This is a genomic window from Candidatus Brocadia sinica JPN1 (assembly GCF_000949635.1).
Taxonomy (GTDB): Bacteria; Planctomycetota; Brocadiia; order Brocadiales; family Brocadiaceae; genus Brocadia; species Brocadia sinica.
Genome location: NZ_BAFN01000001.1, coordinates 123,929 through 142,508, shown reverse-complemented (window position 1 = coordinate 142,508; position 18,580 = coordinate 123,929). Strand labels below are relative to the sequence as shown.

At 40.6% G+C, this 18,580-nt stretch carries 11 protein-coding genes; 2 read left to right on the top strand and 9 right to left on the bottom strand.

The window, feature by feature from the left end; genetic code table 11:
* Positions 1-70: 70 nt before the first annotated feature.
* Positions 71-277: a DUF3181 family protein gene (locus BROSI_RS00575; protein WP_052561373.1), complete on the top strand. Its 207-nt coding sequence runs from the start codon at positions 71-73 to the stop codon at positions 275-277.
* Between the two features lies 1 nt (position 278).
* On the opposite strand, the gene BROSI_RS00570 is transcribed toward BROSI_RS00575, so the two are convergent.
* From BROSI_RS00570 to BROSI_RS00535, 9 genes are all read right to left on the bottom strand, one after another.
* Complete coding sequence (locus tag BROSI_RS00570) at positions 279-3,179, bottom strand: malto-oligosyltrehalose synthase (RefSeq protein WP_200891664.1); 2,901 nt, start codon at positions 3,177-3,179, stop codon at positions 279-281.
* Between the two features lie 338 nt (positions 3,180-3,517).
* A complete protein-coding gene (gene malQ, locus BROSI_RS00565) occupies positions 3,518-5,041 on the bottom strand; it encodes a 4-alpha-glucanotransferase (RefSeq protein ID WP_261338880.1) in 1,524 nt (507 codons plus the stop codon).
* 114 nt (positions 5,042-5,155) lie between these two features.
* A complete protein-coding gene (locus BROSI_RS00560) occupies positions 5,156-7,597 on the bottom strand; it encodes a DUF3536 domain-containing protein (RefSeq protein WP_052561369.1) in 2,442 nt (813 codons plus the stop codon).
* A 228-nt stretch (positions 7,598-7,825) separates the two neighbouring features.
* Positions 7,826-11,155 (bottom strand): maltose alpha-D-glucosyltransferase, encoded by a 3,330-nt coding sequence (treS, locus tag BROSI_RS00555; protein ID WP_052561367.1) that lies wholly within the window; start codon positions 11,153-11,155, stop codon positions 7,826-7,828.
* A 12-nt stretch (positions 11,156-11,167) separates the two neighbouring features.
* Positions 11,168-12,649 carry an alpha-amylase family glycosyl hydrolase gene (locus BROSI_RS00550; RefSeq protein ID WP_200891663.1) on the bottom strand — a complete coding sequence of 494 codons (1,482 nt, stop codon included), beginning with the start codon at positions 12,647-12,649 and terminating at the stop codon, positions 11,168-11,170.
* Positions 12,649-13,152 carry a maltotransferase domain-containing protein gene (locus BROSI_RS20315; protein WP_200891662.1) on the bottom strand — a complete coding sequence of 168 codons (504 nt, stop codon included), beginning with the start codon at positions 13,150-13,152 and terminating at the stop codon, positions 12,649-12,651. Before BROSI_RS20315 ends, BROSI_RS00550 begins: the two co-directional genes overlap by 1 nt.
* Positions 13,153-13,257: 105 nt before the next feature.
* Positions 13,258-15,093, bottom strand: a complete 1,836-nt coding sequence (gene treZ, locus BROSI_RS00545; protein ID WP_052561365.1) for a malto-oligosyltrehalose trehalohydrolase — start codon at positions 15,091-15,093, stop codon at positions 13,258-13,260.
* The gene (locus BROSI_RS00540) at positions 15,090-15,959 is read right to left on the bottom strand and encodes a carbohydrate ABC transporter permease (protein WP_052561363.1); all 870 of its coding nucleotides are present in this window, start codon (positions 15,957-15,959) and stop codon (positions 15,090-15,092) included. The genes treZ and BROSI_RS00540 overlap by 4 nt, the downstream gene beginning before the upstream one ends.
* Positions 15,940-17,220 (bottom strand): ABC transporter substrate-binding protein, encoded by a 1,281-nt coding sequence (locus BROSI_RS00535; RefSeq protein ID WP_052561361.1) that lies wholly within the window; start codon positions 17,218-17,220, stop codon positions 15,940-15,942. The genes BROSI_RS00540 and BROSI_RS00535 overlap by 20 nt, the downstream gene beginning before the upstream one ends.
* Positions 17,221-17,643: 423 nt before the next feature.
* Between BROSI_RS00535 and BROSI_RS00530 the strand changes: the two genes are divergently transcribed.
* Positions 17,644-18,423, top strand: coding sequence for a hypothetical protein (locus BROSI_RS00530; protein WP_052561359.1), 780 nt, complete (start codon positions 17,644-17,646; stop codon positions 18,421-18,423).
* Positions 18,424-18,580 lie beyond the last annotated feature (157 nt).

The window sequence follows — 18,580 nt, the reverse complement described above, 5'->3', positions numbered from 1 at the left end:
CTACCCGTGCTAAAATAAAACAGTTGCGATTATTAGTTTTCAACAAAAGCAACTAGTAAAGGGAATTTTTATGAGTTTTTTAGATGAAACAGAAATTATCGAAGCCTTAACATCAGAAATTGGAAAGAATATTTATATAGATATTGCTGAATGGCATCTCTATTTATCTGATGCTAAACTTGATAAAGTATTAGCTGAAAAATTATTTCCTTTGTTGGGTAGTGGTTCCATAAATAGTGTACAAATTGTAGAAGATATTTTACGAGAAATGTTTTAAATTAAATAATTTTTTCAAGCAAAGCCACAGGGAAATGGGCAAATATCTCTGATAGATACAAGATAGTTGCATCTTTGTAACTTACGGTAGCAACAATTTCTCCAGTAAAAATGTTCCGGTATTTTTTCTCCGTTTCCTCATGTGGTACAATAATAACCGAGTCTTTCCATACTTCCTTGCCAAAGGGCAGCCTTTCAGGTTGTTGTATCAGCCTTGTAAAAAATCTGGGGGCAACAACCAGCGCCATGGAATTTCCAAATTGCCTCACAAACGAACAAACATTCATAGCCTTTTCTCCCATTGCTTCAAGGGGAGAATAGTCACCGCGCTCAAATATTTCTCTGTTCGCTTTTCGGTAATTGAGGGCTTTATAGATCAGGTAGAGCTTTATCTTTCCATTATCTTTGTTGATAGTCAATTCCTTCGCAAGCTCCGATAGAAGCATCTCTTGCTCACTCCGTTTCAGTTCCTCCAGCATCTTGATTCTAATACTATAATCAACGGGTCTGCGGTTGTCCGGATCAACGAGGCTGAAATCCCACAATTCTGTTCCCTGATAAAATTCAGGAATGCCTGGGGAGGTTATCTTGAGCAATGTTTGCGAGAGGGAGTTGTATATGCCGTAATGGGATATCTGCTTTTGAAATGCCTGAAAATCTTTCAGAAATTTATTTCTTCGTGTAGTATTCAAAATGGCCTCGATAAAGCTCATCAGGATATTCTCGTAATTCGCATTGGGATTTATCCAGCTTGTGTTGACCTTTGCCTCTCTTAATGCCTTTACCATGTAATCTTCAATCCGTTTCTTAAACATTTCGTATTCAGGTCCGGTTATTGGTTCAACGGGCCATGCACCGATAAGGGTTTGGTAAAGAAGGTATTCTTCATTCGGATCTGGCACAGTCTGTCCTTCAACAATAACGACATTTTTCTTATTTAATCTTCTCCATCGCGTTAAATGTTCTCTCCATTCGTCAGGAATTTCCGAAAGGACATTAATTCTTGCCCGCACGTCTTCGCTGCGTTTTGTGTCATGGGTGGAGGTGGCAATAAAGGTGTGAGGCCAGAATTTGCTTCTTTCTATATTCTGCCCATGAAAGGTTTCCATGGGTGTACCAAATCTTTCCGGGCTTCCTCCCACTTCATTGAGAGAAGCAAGACGGTTATAGATATAAAAGGTTGTATCCTCAAGCCCTTTCGCCGTGACAGGTCCTGTAACCTGCTGAAACTTCATAACGAAATCAAGCCATTCCCTTTGGTCCGCATCTTTAAAATTTTCCGGATACTTGAGTAAAAGGACGTCTTTGAGAAAATCAAAAACAGATTCGTTCATGGCAGGGGTTTTTCTTTTTGCCTTTGATACAGCAATCTCAATATACCGTCGGTCCCTTTCAGTTACCTCTGATGGTTTTATGTAAGTTCTATATATCGGGAAAAAGGCGATGGCTTCCTTTATAGCGTTTGTAAGGCTGTTCAGGGTGAAATCCCTTGTATGTCTGTTTTTTTCCGACAGCTGGTTCAGGTAGTGTCCCAGGGTATTAACTTCACTCGACATGACCAATTCCATAATTAATTTTTTCTTTTCATACACAATGTTCTGGAAATTCAGCTTTGATCTGATGAACCTGGCGTATATATCATCAAATATTTTTGCATTCGTTGTTTCGACAAAGATGCCATTTAGGAAGTTCAAAAAAACATATCCGGTCGTGCCAAAGACAGGCCAGTCTTCTGGCATCTTTTCCCCTTTGATAAAGATTTTTTCGCCAATGATATAAAAAGCCTTCCTCTGGGAGTTTTTTGACAACAGTTCATTGTATTGTCTCAATATTTCAGCTTCTCTATCGGAAGTGTCCGTAACATATCCTGGACGATCAAGTCTTTTATAAAGAAAACAGTTTTTCTGCAACCTCTGGAAGTATTCCGAAGGATTGTAGAGTCCATCGGGATGATCAACCCTCAATCCAGTAACCATGCCTTCTCTGATAAGTTTAAAAATCAATTTATGGGTTTCCCTGAAAACCAGCGGGTTTTCCATCCGGATTGCCGCAAGGTCATTGATATCAAAGAATCTCCGGTAATTTATTTCCTCGGTAGCCACACTCCATTGCGAGAGCCTGTAGATCTGCTGATTAAGGAGATTATCAAGAAAATTAAAGCTTTCGGGCTTACCTGTTACTCCATTAAATATATTTACATTTTCATCTATGAATGTCTTAATCCCATGATTTTCACTGTAGAGATTCCACAATCGTTTCTTTATGATTTCTTTTTCCCGGTATCGTTCTGCAATTTTTTCCGGATCCTTTTCTGTATATGAGGGTAAATGGTTTAATGCCGTGATAATACTCAAAAGCTCGTTAAGATGCGGGTCTTCTGGTGGAAGATGATTTTTTAACTCATGTATGCGATGCTGTAAAATATCTCTATATGTCTTTGGTCTTATGGGAAATTTATACTGATGGTAATAAAGAAAGAAATCACCGCTTTCAAAGACAAGTTGCAATTCCTGTCTTTCAAGAACAAGTCCATACTGATTGCCTAAAACAGGGATAAGTACTTTGTTTTTCAGCTCGATTTTTACCGGTTCCCAGTCAATATCAAAGAAATCTGCGTAGAGAGAGCCTGGTCCGTTTTCGAGGACATCCATCCACCAGGCATTTTCTTTACTGGTAATGCACATGTGGTTTGGAACGATGTCAAGGATTTGCCCCATTCCGTATTTCCATAACTCTTGTATCATACCATGGTATTCTTCTTCTGTGCCAACTTCCAAGTTCAGGGTATTGTGGTCAACAATGTCATAGCCATGAAGACTACCTTCTCTTGCCTTAAAATACGGGGAAGCATACATATCGCTAATACCTATATCGGAGAGGTACGGAATAATTTTTTTTAGCATCTGAAAATTGAAACAGACGACTGAATTGCAGCCTGTATGCTGAAACGGGTATCCGGGGATCTGATATTGTTTCCGTGGTCATGTATTGTTCACTTTATGAGTTGTTTAAACGTTAAGGAATTTTCATTTAATTAATCGGATTTTGGGTGGCATGGACAAACAAGTTTGTCAGTGTCTAATTGAACGTGCAAGGAATTTCAAACAAAAGCTTCTCCCTTTAATCCCCCCTCAGTGAGGGAGACAACCATCTGTCTCCCGCTGGCGGGGTGAAGAGGGTGGCCCACTGTCGTAAAAATTTGTATTTAAAAGTCGCCGAAGGTCTTATTGAATTTTATATTTCACCCTCTGCCGTATATTACAGTTGCTTCCGATAGTTCTTGTATCAGGGCAGGTGTTATTTGCTTTGGCAAGAGTCTCCATTCCCAATTATTTTCAGAAGTTGCCGGGAAGTTCATTCGCGACTCTTCTCCGAGACCGAGTATATCCTGCATTGGTAAAACAACCATGTTTGCAACAGACATCATAGCAAGTCTTATAAATTCCCGGTAAATAGTATCTTCCGTGATATCTCTCCCTAAATATTGGCGGACTCTTTTTCTCTCTGCCGGACCTGCATCTTTTTTAAACCAACCTTTAATGGTGTTGTTATCATGAGTTCCTGTGTAAATAATGCAGTATTTTGTATGGTTGTGTGGGATGTAGGGATTCGTAGGTAAATCGTCCCCAAAGGCAAAGAGAAGTACTTTCATACCAGGAATTCCAAATGTATTCATAATTTCTTTTACATCAGGTGTTATGGTCCCAAGGTCCTCAGCAATAATGGGAAGACTCGGGAAATGCTTATACAAAGTGTTAAAGAAATCCTGAACCGGGGCATTTACCCATTTCCCATTTACCGCAGTCTTCTCAGTAGCCGGGATTTCCCAGTATGAAACAAAACCCCTGAAGTGATCGAGCCTGACAATATCAAAGAGTTTAAGATTGAATTCTATACGCCGCAACCACCACGAGTAGCCGGTTTCTTTGAGAATATCCCATTTATAAACAGGATTTCCCCATAGTTGTCCGGTTGCACTGAAATAATCGGGAGGAACTCCGGCGACAAACAGGGGTTTTTTCGTATCATCTAATTTAAAAATCTCAGGTTTAGCCCAGACATCGGCGCTATCATAGGTTACATAAATAGGCATATCACCGATTATTTGTATGTTTTTTGTGTTACAGTATTTTTTGAGAGAAAACCACTGTTTAAAAAAAAGATACTGGAAAAACTTTTCCATCAATATTCTATCCCTCAGCTTTTCCTTCCAATCTCTTACAGCATCTTCTTGCTTATTCCTGATATCTTCAGGCCAATCACTCCAAATAATGCCCCGAAAGTATTCCTTCAGAGTAACAAAAAGGGCATAATCATCAATCCAATAAGCATTTTCATTGCAAAAATTTTCAAATTCAAAGTTTTGCTCTAACTTATTGCGGATATTTTTATATATTCCACGAAGGATATGTTCTTTATAGGTTGTAACAGCCGCATAATCAACTCTACTTTCATGAAAGGTTGGATGGCCTTTTACATCAGATTTTGAAAGAAGGCCATCTTGTACCAGAAAATCAAGGCTGATCATAATATGATTTCCGGCAAAGGCTGAATAACTGCTGTAAGGACTATTCCCATATACCGAGCATGTTGGATTTAAAGGCAGTATCTGCCATAAAGACTGCCTGGTTTCTGCCAGAAAATCCACAAATTTGTAAGCCGCTGCACCGAAATCCCCAATACCATAAGGTGATGGAAGGGAAGTAATATGAAGTAGTATACCACACCTTCTTTTATTCATTTTCTTCCTCGTTTTAAAAAATATCTTTATTCAAGGATAATTTTACAGGGGCGGGTTAGGCCTGTCCTGAGTTTGAGAAGGACGAGCGCAACCCACCATGCAGACATCGTTGGTGAATTTGGCGTAAAAGACAACACCTTAATCCCCCTGTGTAACTGCTGTATTAAAGAACAGGTCGGGTCCAATCTGTTTGAATACATCTATCCATCTGACTGCATTTTCGTCGCCTGATTTTGCCTTCAATAAAAACTCTTTATAAATTGTTTTGGTCATCTTGTAATAGATATTCTGCATATACCAAAAATTTATCTCGATGGGAAGCAATTTCAGCAACGTTGTTATTCTTTGAATCTCCACCATTAATGAAAAATCTGAAGGGTTCCTATTAAGACATTCCATGATGTTCTCTACTTTCTTCCTTATTACGAATTCAAGGTCAGTGGAATCCAACATTACATTCCATCGTTTAACTTCATTAATTAAGTTTTGTATCTTCTCTATATTTAATTTTTCCTCCGTAAATGCCTTTTCCAGGTCATAATTCAATGTAAACTCAGCGGCTATACGGAATCCCTTGGGCAAAGGCATTCCTATCTCTTGCAAAAAACCCATTAATATCTGATTGTTTTCATTTATATGCCGATAAGTTTCTTCGAACTCTTTCATGGCAAAATCAATGACTTCGTTTAGAATTTTACGCTGTTCGTCTTTAAAGAGATCTCTTAGCGAATAGCTGTGCATGCCAAAATGCTTATCCATAAGCCTTATGATGTCTGCGAAAGCGCCCTTTTCAAATTTATTGAGTATCTCCTCCTTCACTAATCGATAAGCCCCGTCATCTGGAAAAGTGCGTGCACTTCCATTAAAATCATGATCGCCAAGATGTAAAACACAAAAGCCAATACACTCAGTTTCCCTTACTGTTTCCGATATGATACGAATGCGTCCTATTGCAAGTTTTATCGTATCCTTCAGCTTCTTTTGATAATCTTCTTTGATAACTGTGTAAGAATAAATCTTAATCTTTTCCGGGTAATCCTCAAAGAGTGAACTGATGGCATAGTGCGCACCAACCTTTTTGGCATCTATCATAGCGGGTTTGATGAATTTCTCATAAACGTGGGTGCCATCTTTATGCTCGGGTAAATTGCTTTGTGCTTTGGAAAGTTTGTTTAAAAACATACTTTCCATGCTCTCGCTAAAAACATTTTCTGATAGTTGAATTGCCCTTCCAGCATATTGAATAACCTGGACAGTTTCAAGGCCTGAGAGCTCATCAAAAAACCATCCGCAGCTTGTATACATCAGCATAGCATGTCTTTGTATTTCGAGTAATTTAAGAATTACTATTTTTTCATCTTCACGAAGAATTTTTGCCGCATGCCTTTCAAATAATTTGTTTGTGTTTTCTTCCGAGGGGTTCAGAAGAAGCGTTATATATTCATCCCGTGCTTTCCATGGATCTTTAAGAGATTCTTTTGCCTTTTGCTCATATTTAACTGCTATTTGATCTCTCAGCCAGTCAAAAGCGTCACGCAGCGGAGCCCGCCATTCCTGTGTCCATCCCGGATGATTGCCGGAATTGCATCCACAGTTACTTTTCCATCGTTCTATGCCATGCATACAGCTCCATGAGGTATTTTCCTGTATTTCAACTTCGTGTGCTGGCGGATGCTTTTCGAGGTATTCCCCATAATTGGTCAGCATTGCAAGTCCCTGAGACTCAATATGATTAAGGGCAAAGGAAAGGGCCATATCTCCGAATCTGTGATGATGCCCATAGGACTCTCCATCTGTTGCGATATTGAGAATCTGGCGCCATTTCCTTGTGGTGGAAAAACCACCCAGCAGCCGATTGACAAAATCTTCTCCCCGAGTCAGCAATTTTTCAAATGCCACCGAGAGGGATATTGGACCATCAAAAAAGAAGATATTTATGATGCGGCCTGATGGCAGTTTGCATATATATGCCCGTGTGGGGTCAATTTGCCTCCCGCTTACATCCTTCCACCTTCCACCGCCAATCTTTCTTACTCTGGCCGCTTGATGAGGAGCAAGTATGGTAAATTTTATTCCACACTCTGCAATGATATCCAGTGTTTCAATATCTGCCGCAGTTTCTGAAAGCCAGATACCTTCAGGGGAGCGCTTGAACCTGTGCTCAAAGTCCTTTATACCCCAAATTATTTGAGTGCGTTTATCACGGGTATTGGCAAGGGGCATGATAATATGATTATAAACCTGTGCGATTGCATTACCATGTCCCGAACGCCATTCCATACTTTGTCTGTCTGCATCAAGTATTGCCTGATAGATATCCGGAGCATATGTCTCCATCCAGGAAAGGAGGGTAGGGCCAAAGTTGAAACTTATCCTGGCATAATTGCTGACAATATCCATGATACGTTTTTCTCCATCCAAAATTCTGGATGCAGAATTCGGGGCGTAGCATTCGGCGTTGACCTTCTCATTCCAATCATGGTAAGGAAAAGCAGAGTCCTGTATTTCAATTGCTTCAAGCCACGGATTTTCCCTTGGTGGTTGATAGAAGTGTCCGTGTATGCAAATATATCTGTCCATAGTATTACACCGTAAGGTTTTTTCCCCTTTCTCGTATTTAGATGTTACTCTTTACCTGTAACTAGGATTGCAGCTATCTTGACGCTAAGGAATTTCAAACAAAAATTTCCTCCCCCTTAATCCCCCTCACTGAGGGGGACAACTAATTGTCCCCCGCTGGCGGGGGTGAAGGGGGGGAACTGTTATTGCAAAATTAGATATTTTAAGTCGCCGAAGGCCTGATTTATGCTATCGGACCTCCAGCAAATGTTTTATCCCCTTTAATGGGATAATCACCCATTCAGGCCGGTTGTTTAATTCGTATCCGAGCTCATAAACCGCCTTTTCCAGAAGATAGGCTCTTAGCATGACACTGAGATCCTCCTTGTCTCTGGGGATAAAAGGGGCGTTTCCTGCTGTATTGAGGTATGACCTTAAAAAGGCGCCCCCAACATATCTGTACCAGAGATTGAGCCAGGGTTCAAGTGCCGGAATATCCTCCGGTCTAACGGATGCATGCTTGAGAAGGGCTGTATGGGCTGCGTAGTGAAAGGATCGTATCATACTTGCCACATCTCTTAATGGCGATCTCTTCAGTCTTCTTTCGGTCAAAGTCCTTGCGGGTTCTCCTTCAAAGTCAATGATAACAAAATCGTTTCCCGTGTGAAGAACCTGCCCCAGGTGATAATCTCCATGGATTCTTATCTTCATAGCAGACAGCTTCCTCTTGAAAAGAACACTAAAACGGCTCATGATCTCTTTTTCAAAATTCAGTATCTCGTTCATTAACTCTTTTAGATTGTCCGGTAAATTATTCACATTTTTTCTTATCAGTGCAAAAACCTTTTTTGTAAGAAGTTGCATAGATTGATAAAGGGATCTCTGGTAAAGCACCGAAAATGGTTCAGGTCTAAAATCGGGATCTTCTGTTTCGGAAGAAAGTGACAAGTGAAGTTCTGCCGTTCTTTTCCCCAGGAGGGTTATCATTTCAATGTAAACACCCCCGATTAATTCCTGAAAAAGCAAAGGTATTTCCTGAAAAGCAATCTCTAAAAGAGAGGACGGAGCAGTTGGCATTTCCTGAATTTCAGTTCTTTTGGCAAGGACTCTGCCGAGATATCTTCCCACCCAATCAAGGGTATATGTCCAGGCATCTCCCTGATTAGGAATAAATGCCTGAAGCATACCGATGACCACTGGTTCAGCGCTGTGCCTTCTATATTCTATTGCCCCGGCAAATGAAGGGATATGAGAGAAAGAAGTATTCTCAGTAAGGAACTTTCCGATTTCTAAATCGGGATTTATTCCTTCGTCCAGGCGTCTATACAGTTTTAAAAAGAGTTCTTTGCCATACAGAAAAGACGAATTGCTCTGTTCGGTTTTGAGAACCTCTGATTTTTCCAACAGAATCTCTTTTAGTTTATACTTTTTAAAAGTCTTTCCCGTATAGGTGACAAGATATCCATTGAAACCATGAACAGTATGTTTTCGCGCAAACATTCTCAGGAGATGTTTGCGAAATTCTTCATTATAGATACTATCATAGATAATCCCTTCGGCGCTTTCAGTCTTCAGATGCGCAACTACTGCCGGAAAATTTTCAATTACAATATTTTCCGCCTTATCTCCCGATGAAAAAGAAAGGGGAAGAAGGTATGTATCGGATAGCTCCGTGATATATCTAACCTCGATCAGAAGAAGTTGCGTAACACAAGAATCTTCCCTGAGTGAAATAGTTTCGATGATTTTAATCCCTTGCATTTCCTGTGCCTTGCCACCGAACCATCTGCACATCTTTATATAAGGAGGCAATATTTCCCTTTCCAGCGTTTCTCTTGTTTTTCCCTCAAATACTAATTCCCAGCTCCCGCTCACGCTCAATTCCGGAATTGTTCGTATCTTTCCAAACCTTACGCCATCATCTGTTTTTTGTAAGGCAAACCAATAATAGTCATGACGACCGATCGTAAATGTATAAGGCGCTTCCGTTATCCTGGGAAATTTATTTCTGCTGAATACTTCTTCTGGCCAATATCCGGAAAACCGTGAAAGATCAAGTTTTACTACCTGAGAAAATCTTGAAAGGTTGACTACCGTAAGAATGATCTCATTTTGATACTGGCGTATAAATGCAAGCACTTTTGGGTTGTCTGAAAACAAGAACTCAATACTTCCTCTTCCAAATGCCTTAAAACGCTTCCTCATTGCAATAACCCTTCGCATCCACCAGAGAAGAGACGCCTGATTCCTTTCCTGATTCTCAACATTAACGGCTTCGTAGTGATACTCAGGGTCCATGATAATAGGAAGAAAGAGTTTCTGCGGATTTGCTCTGGAAAAGCCGGCATTCCTGTCCACATTCCACTGCATGGGGGTTCTTACACCATTTCTGTCCCCAAGGTGGTAATTGTCTCCCATGCCAATCTCGTCTCCATAGTAAATAATGGGGGTGCCGGGAAGGGAAAAGAGGAGTGCATTCATAAGCTCTATTTTCCTCCTGTTGTTTCCAAGAAGCGGGGCAAGACGCCGCCGGATACCAAGATTTATCCTTGCAACGGGGTCTCTTGCATAGACCCTGTACATATAATCCCTTTCTTCATCGCTTACCATCTCAAGGGTAAGTTCGTCATGGTTTCTCAGAAAGAGCGCCCATTGACATGCATCCGGTATCGATGGGGTTTGTTCAAAGATGTCAATTATGGGAAATCTGTCTTCCATCCAGATTGCCATGAATAGTCTTGGCATTAAAGGAAAGTGGAAGGACATATGGCATTCGTCTCCATTCCCAAAATAGGCTATTGCATCCTCCGGCCATTGGTTTGCCTCTGCAAGAAGCATCTTATTTTTAAATGCGCTGTCTACATGTGCCCTGAGTTTCTTCAGGAATCCATGGGTCTCGGGCAGATTTTCACAGTTTGTACCTTCTCTTTCAAAGAGATAAGGAACGGCATCCAAACGAAACCCATCAACGCCCATATCTAGCCAATAATCAATGACTCTCAGGATCTTCTTTTGCACAAGGAGGTTGTCGAAGTTTAGATCGGGCTGATGCGCGTAAAAGCGGTGCCAGTAGTGAGACTTTGCTACGGGATCCCATGTCCAGTTTGACGATTCAAAATCTTTGAATATTATCCTGGCATCCTGATACCTTTCCGAAGTACTGCTCCAAACGTAAAAATTCCTCAATGCAGAGCCTGGTTTCGCCTTCCTTGCCCCCTGAAACCAGACATGCCGTTCAGAAGTATGGTTTAAAACCAGTTCTGTAATAACTCGTATCCCTCTTTTGTGGGACTCTTTGACAAATTCCTTGAAATCCCTTAATAAACCATAATCAGGATGGACGCCAAAATAATTTGCTATATCATATCCATCGTCCTTAAGGGGAGAAGGATAAAAGGGCAGGAGCCATATGGCAGTTATACCAAGATGCTCCAGGTAGTCTAACTTATCAGTCAGCCCTTTAAAATCCCCTATGCCATCGTCATTGAAGTCAGAGAAAGCCTTTACGTGAAGCTCGTATATGATGGCATCCTTATACCAGAAGGGATCGTCTTCGGTATAAACCACTTTTTGGGGCATTATCGATTCTCCTTACAGGAAATAATCAAAATCAGTTTCTCTTTTCAATTTCTTCCTTACCTTGAAAATATGGGCAGGCAGATTATGTGGTTTAAATTCCACATAATTATTTTCTCCATGCCAGATATATTTGCCATCGCTTAACAGATCATGAACGAGGTATGGCTGGTCTGCATCTATTCCAAATTTGTTAATAGGGATTCTTATCCATCCCGACTGGCTGTGATAGGGATCAAGATTTACCACAACAAGGAGTATGTTAGAAAAATCTTCCGTTGTCTTTCCATAAACGACAAGATATCCATTGTCTGCCTCGTAGAATTGCACATTCCCTGTGGTCTGAAGGGCAGGGTTTTCCTTTCTTACCCGGTTCACCCGAGCAATAAAATCTTTGAGATTTCCTGGCCTATCCCAATCACAGTGTTTTACCTCATATTTTTCTGAATTGAGATACTCTTCCTTTCCGGGAAGTGCCTCGCTAACACAAAGTTCAAAGTCAGGACCAAAGATACCATAGCTGGATGATAAGGTTGCGGCGAGAATAAGTCTGATCATAAATGCAGGTCTGCCTCCATACTGGAGGTGTTCTGGAAGGATGTCGGGTGTATTGGGCCAGAAGTTAGGCCTGAAATATTCCCTCACGTTGGTCTGGACAAGTTCGGTAATGTATTCGATAAATTCCCGCTTTGTATTCCTCCAGGTGAAATAGGTGTAGGATTGCGTGAATCCGAGTTTTGCAAGATAGTACATAACCTTTGGTCTTGTGAAGGCCTCTGAAAGAAAGAGAACATCAGGGTATTTACTCTTTACTTCATTTATCAGCCACTCCCAGAAAGAAAACGGCTTCGTGTGTGGGTTATCAACCCTGAATATGCGGACGCCTCTTTCAACCCAGAAGACCACGACACTCTTTAATTCCTCCCACAGTTGTCGCCACTGTTCTGTTTCAAAATTGAAGGGAAGTGCATCTTCGTATTTCTTCGGTGGATTTTCAGCATACTGGACAGAACCGTCAGGACGCCATTTGAACCACTCAGGATGCTCTGCAACATACGGATGGTCAGGCGAACACTGGAATGCCAAGTCCAGAGCGATTTCTATGTCATAATCTCTGGTCTTGTTTATGAGTCTTTCAAAATCCTCCAGCGTTCCCAGGTGAGGATGGATGGATTTATGCCCGCCTTCCTGAGATCCTATTGCCCAGGGGCTTCCTACATCATTTTGACCGGATACCGGTGAATTATTCTTTCCTTTCCGGTTCGTCCTTCCTATCGGATGAATGGGTGGGAGGTAAAAGACATCAAAGCCCATTTTCGCTATCTCCGGAAGGATGGCCTCGCAATCCTTAAAAGTTCCGTGTTTGCCGGGTTCCGGAGAGCATGACCGGGGGAATCGCTCATACCATGTACTGAAAATGGCCTTTTTCCTGTCTACGATCACAGAGAGTTCCTTTCCGTAATTCGAAGCAAACTTTCTGTCCCGATATTCATTCATCAGGTTGCCGAGTTCTTCACTGAAAGCAATTGATACCGTTTTTTGCCTGTTTTTTCCGTTTTTAGCATGTCAATATATGCCAGAAGGGTTTTTTTGTCATCTGCAGATGCCCTTTGCGATGAATCTGTAATGTACTGGATTCCGACAAGTATATCGACTCTTATATCCTGGTTGGCGTCAAATTTCTTTCTGAGGTCTCTCCGCCAGGTTGTGAAATGGTCAACGCCACCCTCAATCGTATAAAGATACGTTCCTGTCTCTTCAACAACAAATACCGCTTCCCACCGATCATTTTCCCTGAGTTTCATAGGAACCTCTTTCCATTTGTTATCGCCCGGCCTTTTACACAGAACATTTGTCCAAACGGTATCATGTCCATCAGCAAAAATATCAGCGGTAACTACTACCTTTTCTCCAACGATTCTTTTAATGGGAAAACGGCCACCATCGATCTCCGGCTGTAAATTTTCTATAACGACCCTTTTTTTTCCGTCAATTTTCATTTTCCACTTTCGACTTGTCCGATTTAAGATTTAAATCATACTTCTTTCATACCCCTGATGATTCAATTCTTTGTAGTTTTGTGGTTCAACCTGTTTAGGTTGTAGCTACACCGCGCAAAGTTTTTTTCTATTATACAGAACAAAACTCTGTCCCCTTATGATAATTTCTTCCCCAGAATTTAGTTCATCCGGGAGAAATGAACCTGGGCCATTCCATATTTTTTCTGAGGAATCCAGTATTTTATTCCATTTGCCTTCAATGATCGAAGGGACGATCTTCACCTCAGAACAGTTGAAATTGAAAATAAAAAATACTTCATGAGAGACATTCCATCTTCTCATACTTATGATCTTTTCTCTTTCGAGACTATCCACAATGGAACTCTTTTTGTCGGGATATGAAAGGGCAGGGTTTGTTTTCCTTAACGTTATCAAATTCTTATAAAAGTTCAATAAAACTTTGTGGTTGCCTCCCATTCTTTTATTCCAGTTTATCTTTGATTTCAGGAATGTTTCTGCATCCTGTGGGTCTGGCGGTTCACCCTGCCATTTGAACTCGCCGAACTCTTTCTTCCTTCCCTCTCGTACCATCTCTATAAGGGCACAATCAGAATGACTTACAAAGTAAAGGAATGGGGCGTTCTCACCGTACTCTTCTCCCATAAAAAGGAGGGGAATATAGGGGGAGAGAAGGACTATTCCGGAGGCAAGCTTAAGAGCCTCAAACGATACAAGAACACTGAGCCTTTCACCAAGCATTCTGTTGCCAATCTGATCGTGGTTTTGTGAAAAAACCACCATTTGTTTTGCAGGCACATCTTTTGAAGAATTGCCATGATTTTTCTTTCTAAACTCGGAATACTCCCCTGAATAGACAAAACCCTCTTTCATGGACTTTGCCATGTGCGCAACCTTGCCGAAATCAAGATAATATCCACGATTTTCACCAGTAAGAAGGGTATGAAGCGAGTGATGAAAGTCATCGCACCATATTCCATCAATACCATATCCCAGGAATTCTCTTGGTATGACAATACGGGAATCATTTAAATCACTTTCAGCAATGAGGTGGTATTTTCTCCCCTGTTTTTGAGAAAATTCTTCAACCCGTTCTGAAAGCTCAGAGAGAAAGTGTTTCTCCCCCATGTCGAATATGGCATGAATAGCATCAAGGCGGAGGGCATCCACGTGATAATGTCTGAACCAGTGAATGGCATTTTCAATAAAAAAGTTTCTTACCTCATGAGAATGTGTATCATCAAAGTTTATTGCATCACCCCACGGCGTTTTATATTTATCCGTAAAGTAAGGTCCAAAGTCCCTAAGATAATTGCCTTCCGGCCCGAGGTGATTGTAAACTACATCAAGGATAATCGCGATGCCTTTTTTATGACATTCATTTATGAAACGTTTAAAGCCTGTTGGACCTCCGTAAGAATTTTGAACTGCATAGGGATGAACCCCATCGTAGCCCCAGTTTCTTTCGCCAGGAAATTGGGCAACCGGCATTATTTCCAAAGCGTTTATCCCAAGATTTTTCAATTCATCAAGTCGGGGGATAATTTCATCAAAGGTGCCATTTTGTGTGAAGGTTCCAACGTGAAGCTCATATATGACCATGTCGGCGAGACTGATGTCCTTCCAATGATCGTCTTCCCAGTTAAAAGAATGATTAACTACGTGAGAGGGACCGTGTACGCCTTCAGGCTGATAATGGGATGCAGGATCGGGCCTGTCTTTCACGTCATCGAGCCGATAATAGTAAGAGATATTTTGAGCTAAATCGTCAATGGTTGTTTTCCAGTATTCCCGATGGACTCTGCACATGGGAATAACCTTCTTATAAGGAGAGACTATTTTTAACGATACGGTACCCGGAGAAGGAGCCCAGACAGCAAATTCATATTGCCCATTCCTGATATAATTTGTTCCAATTTTCATCGTATCCTTTCCCCGAAGGATTTTTTTGTATAAAAATAACCAAATCCCGCTACCAGGAGCAAGATGATTACCGATGTGGCAGCGCCCTGTCCAAAGTCACCCTTGTAGAAGAAGAGTTTGTAAGCATAAACAGATAAGGTTTCTGTAGAACCTCCCGGTCCACCGCCTGTGAGGACATAAACGAGATCGAATATCCTCAGGGCATCTATTGTCCTGAAGAGGACGGCCACGCCTAATATTGGTAATAGCAACGGTAAAGTTATGAAACGGAATCGCTGCCAGCTATTCGTACCATCAATGACAGATGCCTTATATATTTCCTGCGGGATGGCAGAAAGACCTGCTAAAACAATAATAGCCACAAAAGGGGCCGTCTTCCAGACATCTGCAATGATAAGGGAAAAGAAGGCCAAAGATGGATTCCCGAGCCAGTTTATTCTTATTATTCCCAGTAATTCTAAAAGATAATTTATGATACCCAAATTATAGTCAAACATCCATTGCCATATCCTGGCGGTTACTACCGTCGGGATTGTCCAGGGGATAAGTATACAGATTCTGAAAAAACTGTTTCCCGGAGATAGCCGGTTCATCATAAGTCCCAGACATAAACCCAGAACAGCTTCCAGACATATTGAAACGATGGTAAAAGAAAGGGTAATAAAGAGTGAATACCAAAAACGGGTATTCGTCAAAATTACCTGATAATTATGAAAACCGGTAAATGTTTCCTCGGATCGAATGAGTTTTGAATTTTTGAATGAAAGGGTAAGAGTGTTTATGAATGGAACAAAATGAAATGCTATTAGCAGCATTGCACCAGGCAGTAAAAATAGATAAGGAAGCTTAGTCCTCTGCGAATTCATTTCTGATTCCTTCGAGTTCTTTGTGGATGGTTTTTAATGCCTCTTCACTCCTCATTTGACCAGATAATACCTTGTTAACGTATTTTTGTAAGATGTCACTGATCCATTGGTAATAGGGAAGATTTGGTCTGACCTGAATGTTTTTCAGAGCCATTTTCACCGTTGAAAGAAAAGGCAATTTCTGTATAAGTTTCGGGTCATTATATAATGCTCGTCTTGTCGGCGCCCAGGATAAATTCATTGCTAATTCCTTTTGTACTTTCCGTGAAGTTAAAAAATCAATCAATTGCCACGCCTGTTCCTTTTTCTTTGAACCGGCATTGACAGCAAGGTGCCATCCTCCATACACAGTTGCAGAATTTCCCTGAGAAAATCCGGGTAACTGAGATACCCCAATTTTCCCTTTTAATAGTGGGTCTTCCTGACACAAATCCCATACATAGGTCCAATTTCTTAAAAAAAGGCCATGACCTTGTTGAAATAGGTGTCTTGAGGATTCCTCCATAAGTTCACTGTGGGTGTTCGGCGGCGATATCCGATACTTCCAGATGAAATCGTGCATAAGGTCCAAAGCTATTTTATTTTGTACAGAATTCACAGTCAATCTTCCATTTTCGTCGAGTATTCCTCCATTGTTACTGCCGATAAATTCGATGAAATTACAGACCAGTCCTTCATATTGCTTTCCCTGCCAGAGATAACCAAAAACGGCCTCATTTGCAGAGATTTTTGTACATGAGTCAATAAGTTCTTCCCACGTCTTCGGAGGATTCAGGTTGTATTTTTCCAAAAGGTCTTTTCTATAGTATAAGAGGCCAATGTTTGCGTTCCAGGGAATAGCATACAGTTTGCTGCGAAAGACGTTGGTTTTCCCGGTTACCGGAATGAAAGATTTGCGGTGATCAATGTTAATGTAAGAATCCAGGGGTTCTAACCAGCCCGCTGATGCAAATTCGGCAATCCAGATCGTATCAATTCTCACCACATCAATATCGCTGGTTTTTGCTCCCAGCGTGGTAAGATAGTAATGGTGCTGTTGATCCGTCGGCGCAGGGAGGACATTTAATTTAACTTTTATGGTAGGATTTTTTACCTCGAATTTCTCCAGAAGATTCTTTACCAGTCTGATTTCGTTAACGCCTGCTCCAATACTGAAAACGACCTCAGCTGTTTTTCCCGGCCTGAAAAAAGAATAAATAACCCATAGCCCAAGCAAGGTATACATAGATAGAAAGATTATATTCTGTAATCTCACGCCCATATAAATATCCCATGCCTTTTGTTGTAATAGTGCAGATCACCTGGAGCATCGGGATGCCTCAGAGATTATTATAACCAGAAAAAAGGCCGTTTATGAATTAATTTTATAAATAGTGTTGTTAATATCCTTGAGATAAGAGAAAGAAACGATTCTACAATTTTTATTGTTGACAATTTGTAATTTTAAAAGGTAAAATACATCAACAATAAATAATTTAATATAATTAATATTTTTGAATGGAATATGAAATTATTTAGTATTTGTGAACTTGAAATGGTAATGACAGAAAATTACGAGAATCGGGAATATACAAAGTATTGTTTTGTGCAAATAGAGATAGGGTTTCAATATTTTTCGGTTCTCAATTTTTAAGAAATACCAGGTATTCTTTGCGTTAGCTATGACAAAAAGGAGGTGGTATAGATGCTTGCTGTCAATTTCAATGATCAGGAAAAAAATAAATTAAAAAATATCAGAATAGGAGCCTTCCTTACTTTTTCAGGCATTATTTCCAGATTTATTGTGGGAGATATTATTAAACCTCTCGAACTTTATGATTTTATACAACCTGGTAGTCATTCTGGCACTCATTTCCATCATTATGAATTTCATACACCAAGTTTTCCCGATATGTGCGGTGATGTGGTAACGATTGTCCTCTTTGTAACAGCATACCTGTTTATGACATCGTTGAGTATGAAAAATATTTTAAGGGGCATGATGTATAGTTGCAGTGAAGTAAACTATAAGTCGCGGGAATCCATTCAGAGGATAAGAGACTACATTTTGTGGACAAGGAACATATTTTATGTGGCTATGTTTGGCTTTGGGTTGTATTTTTTCTCGAAGTATCTATTAACAATAGGATTGGAGGTGTTTTCTGCGGAAGAATCTGAGGCAGGTGGGGTGACATTTGTCCTTATTGTATTAAATAATATAGTGAAACTCGCAGCTGCTCTGGCTTTTGTCTATGCCTATTGTAAATATCTTGATGTGCACAAGCACATGAAGGCCATACTTTATATGTTCTTTTTTATACGAACTCTTTTCTTAACCAATATGCTGGGTTTTGTCCATGAGTATGACTTAGAAATGATTGCGCCTATGATAGACATTTTATTACCTGTTATCCTTATTTATTCTATAGTAAGCTTTTTTGTTGTAAGGCACAGAATATTACAGCATGACCATGTAAGTAGTTAAAGTTTTTTCACTGATAAGAGATCTCTTGCTTTTTCTGCAGTCTGGCTGGGGGGGGGGTAGCTCCCTTTCCCGCCTCGGCAACAACACCCCTTCCCCGTTCATTTACGGCTATGGTTGTCGTATTTCTTTGATCTCCAGGTGTTAGAGTATCCTCCTT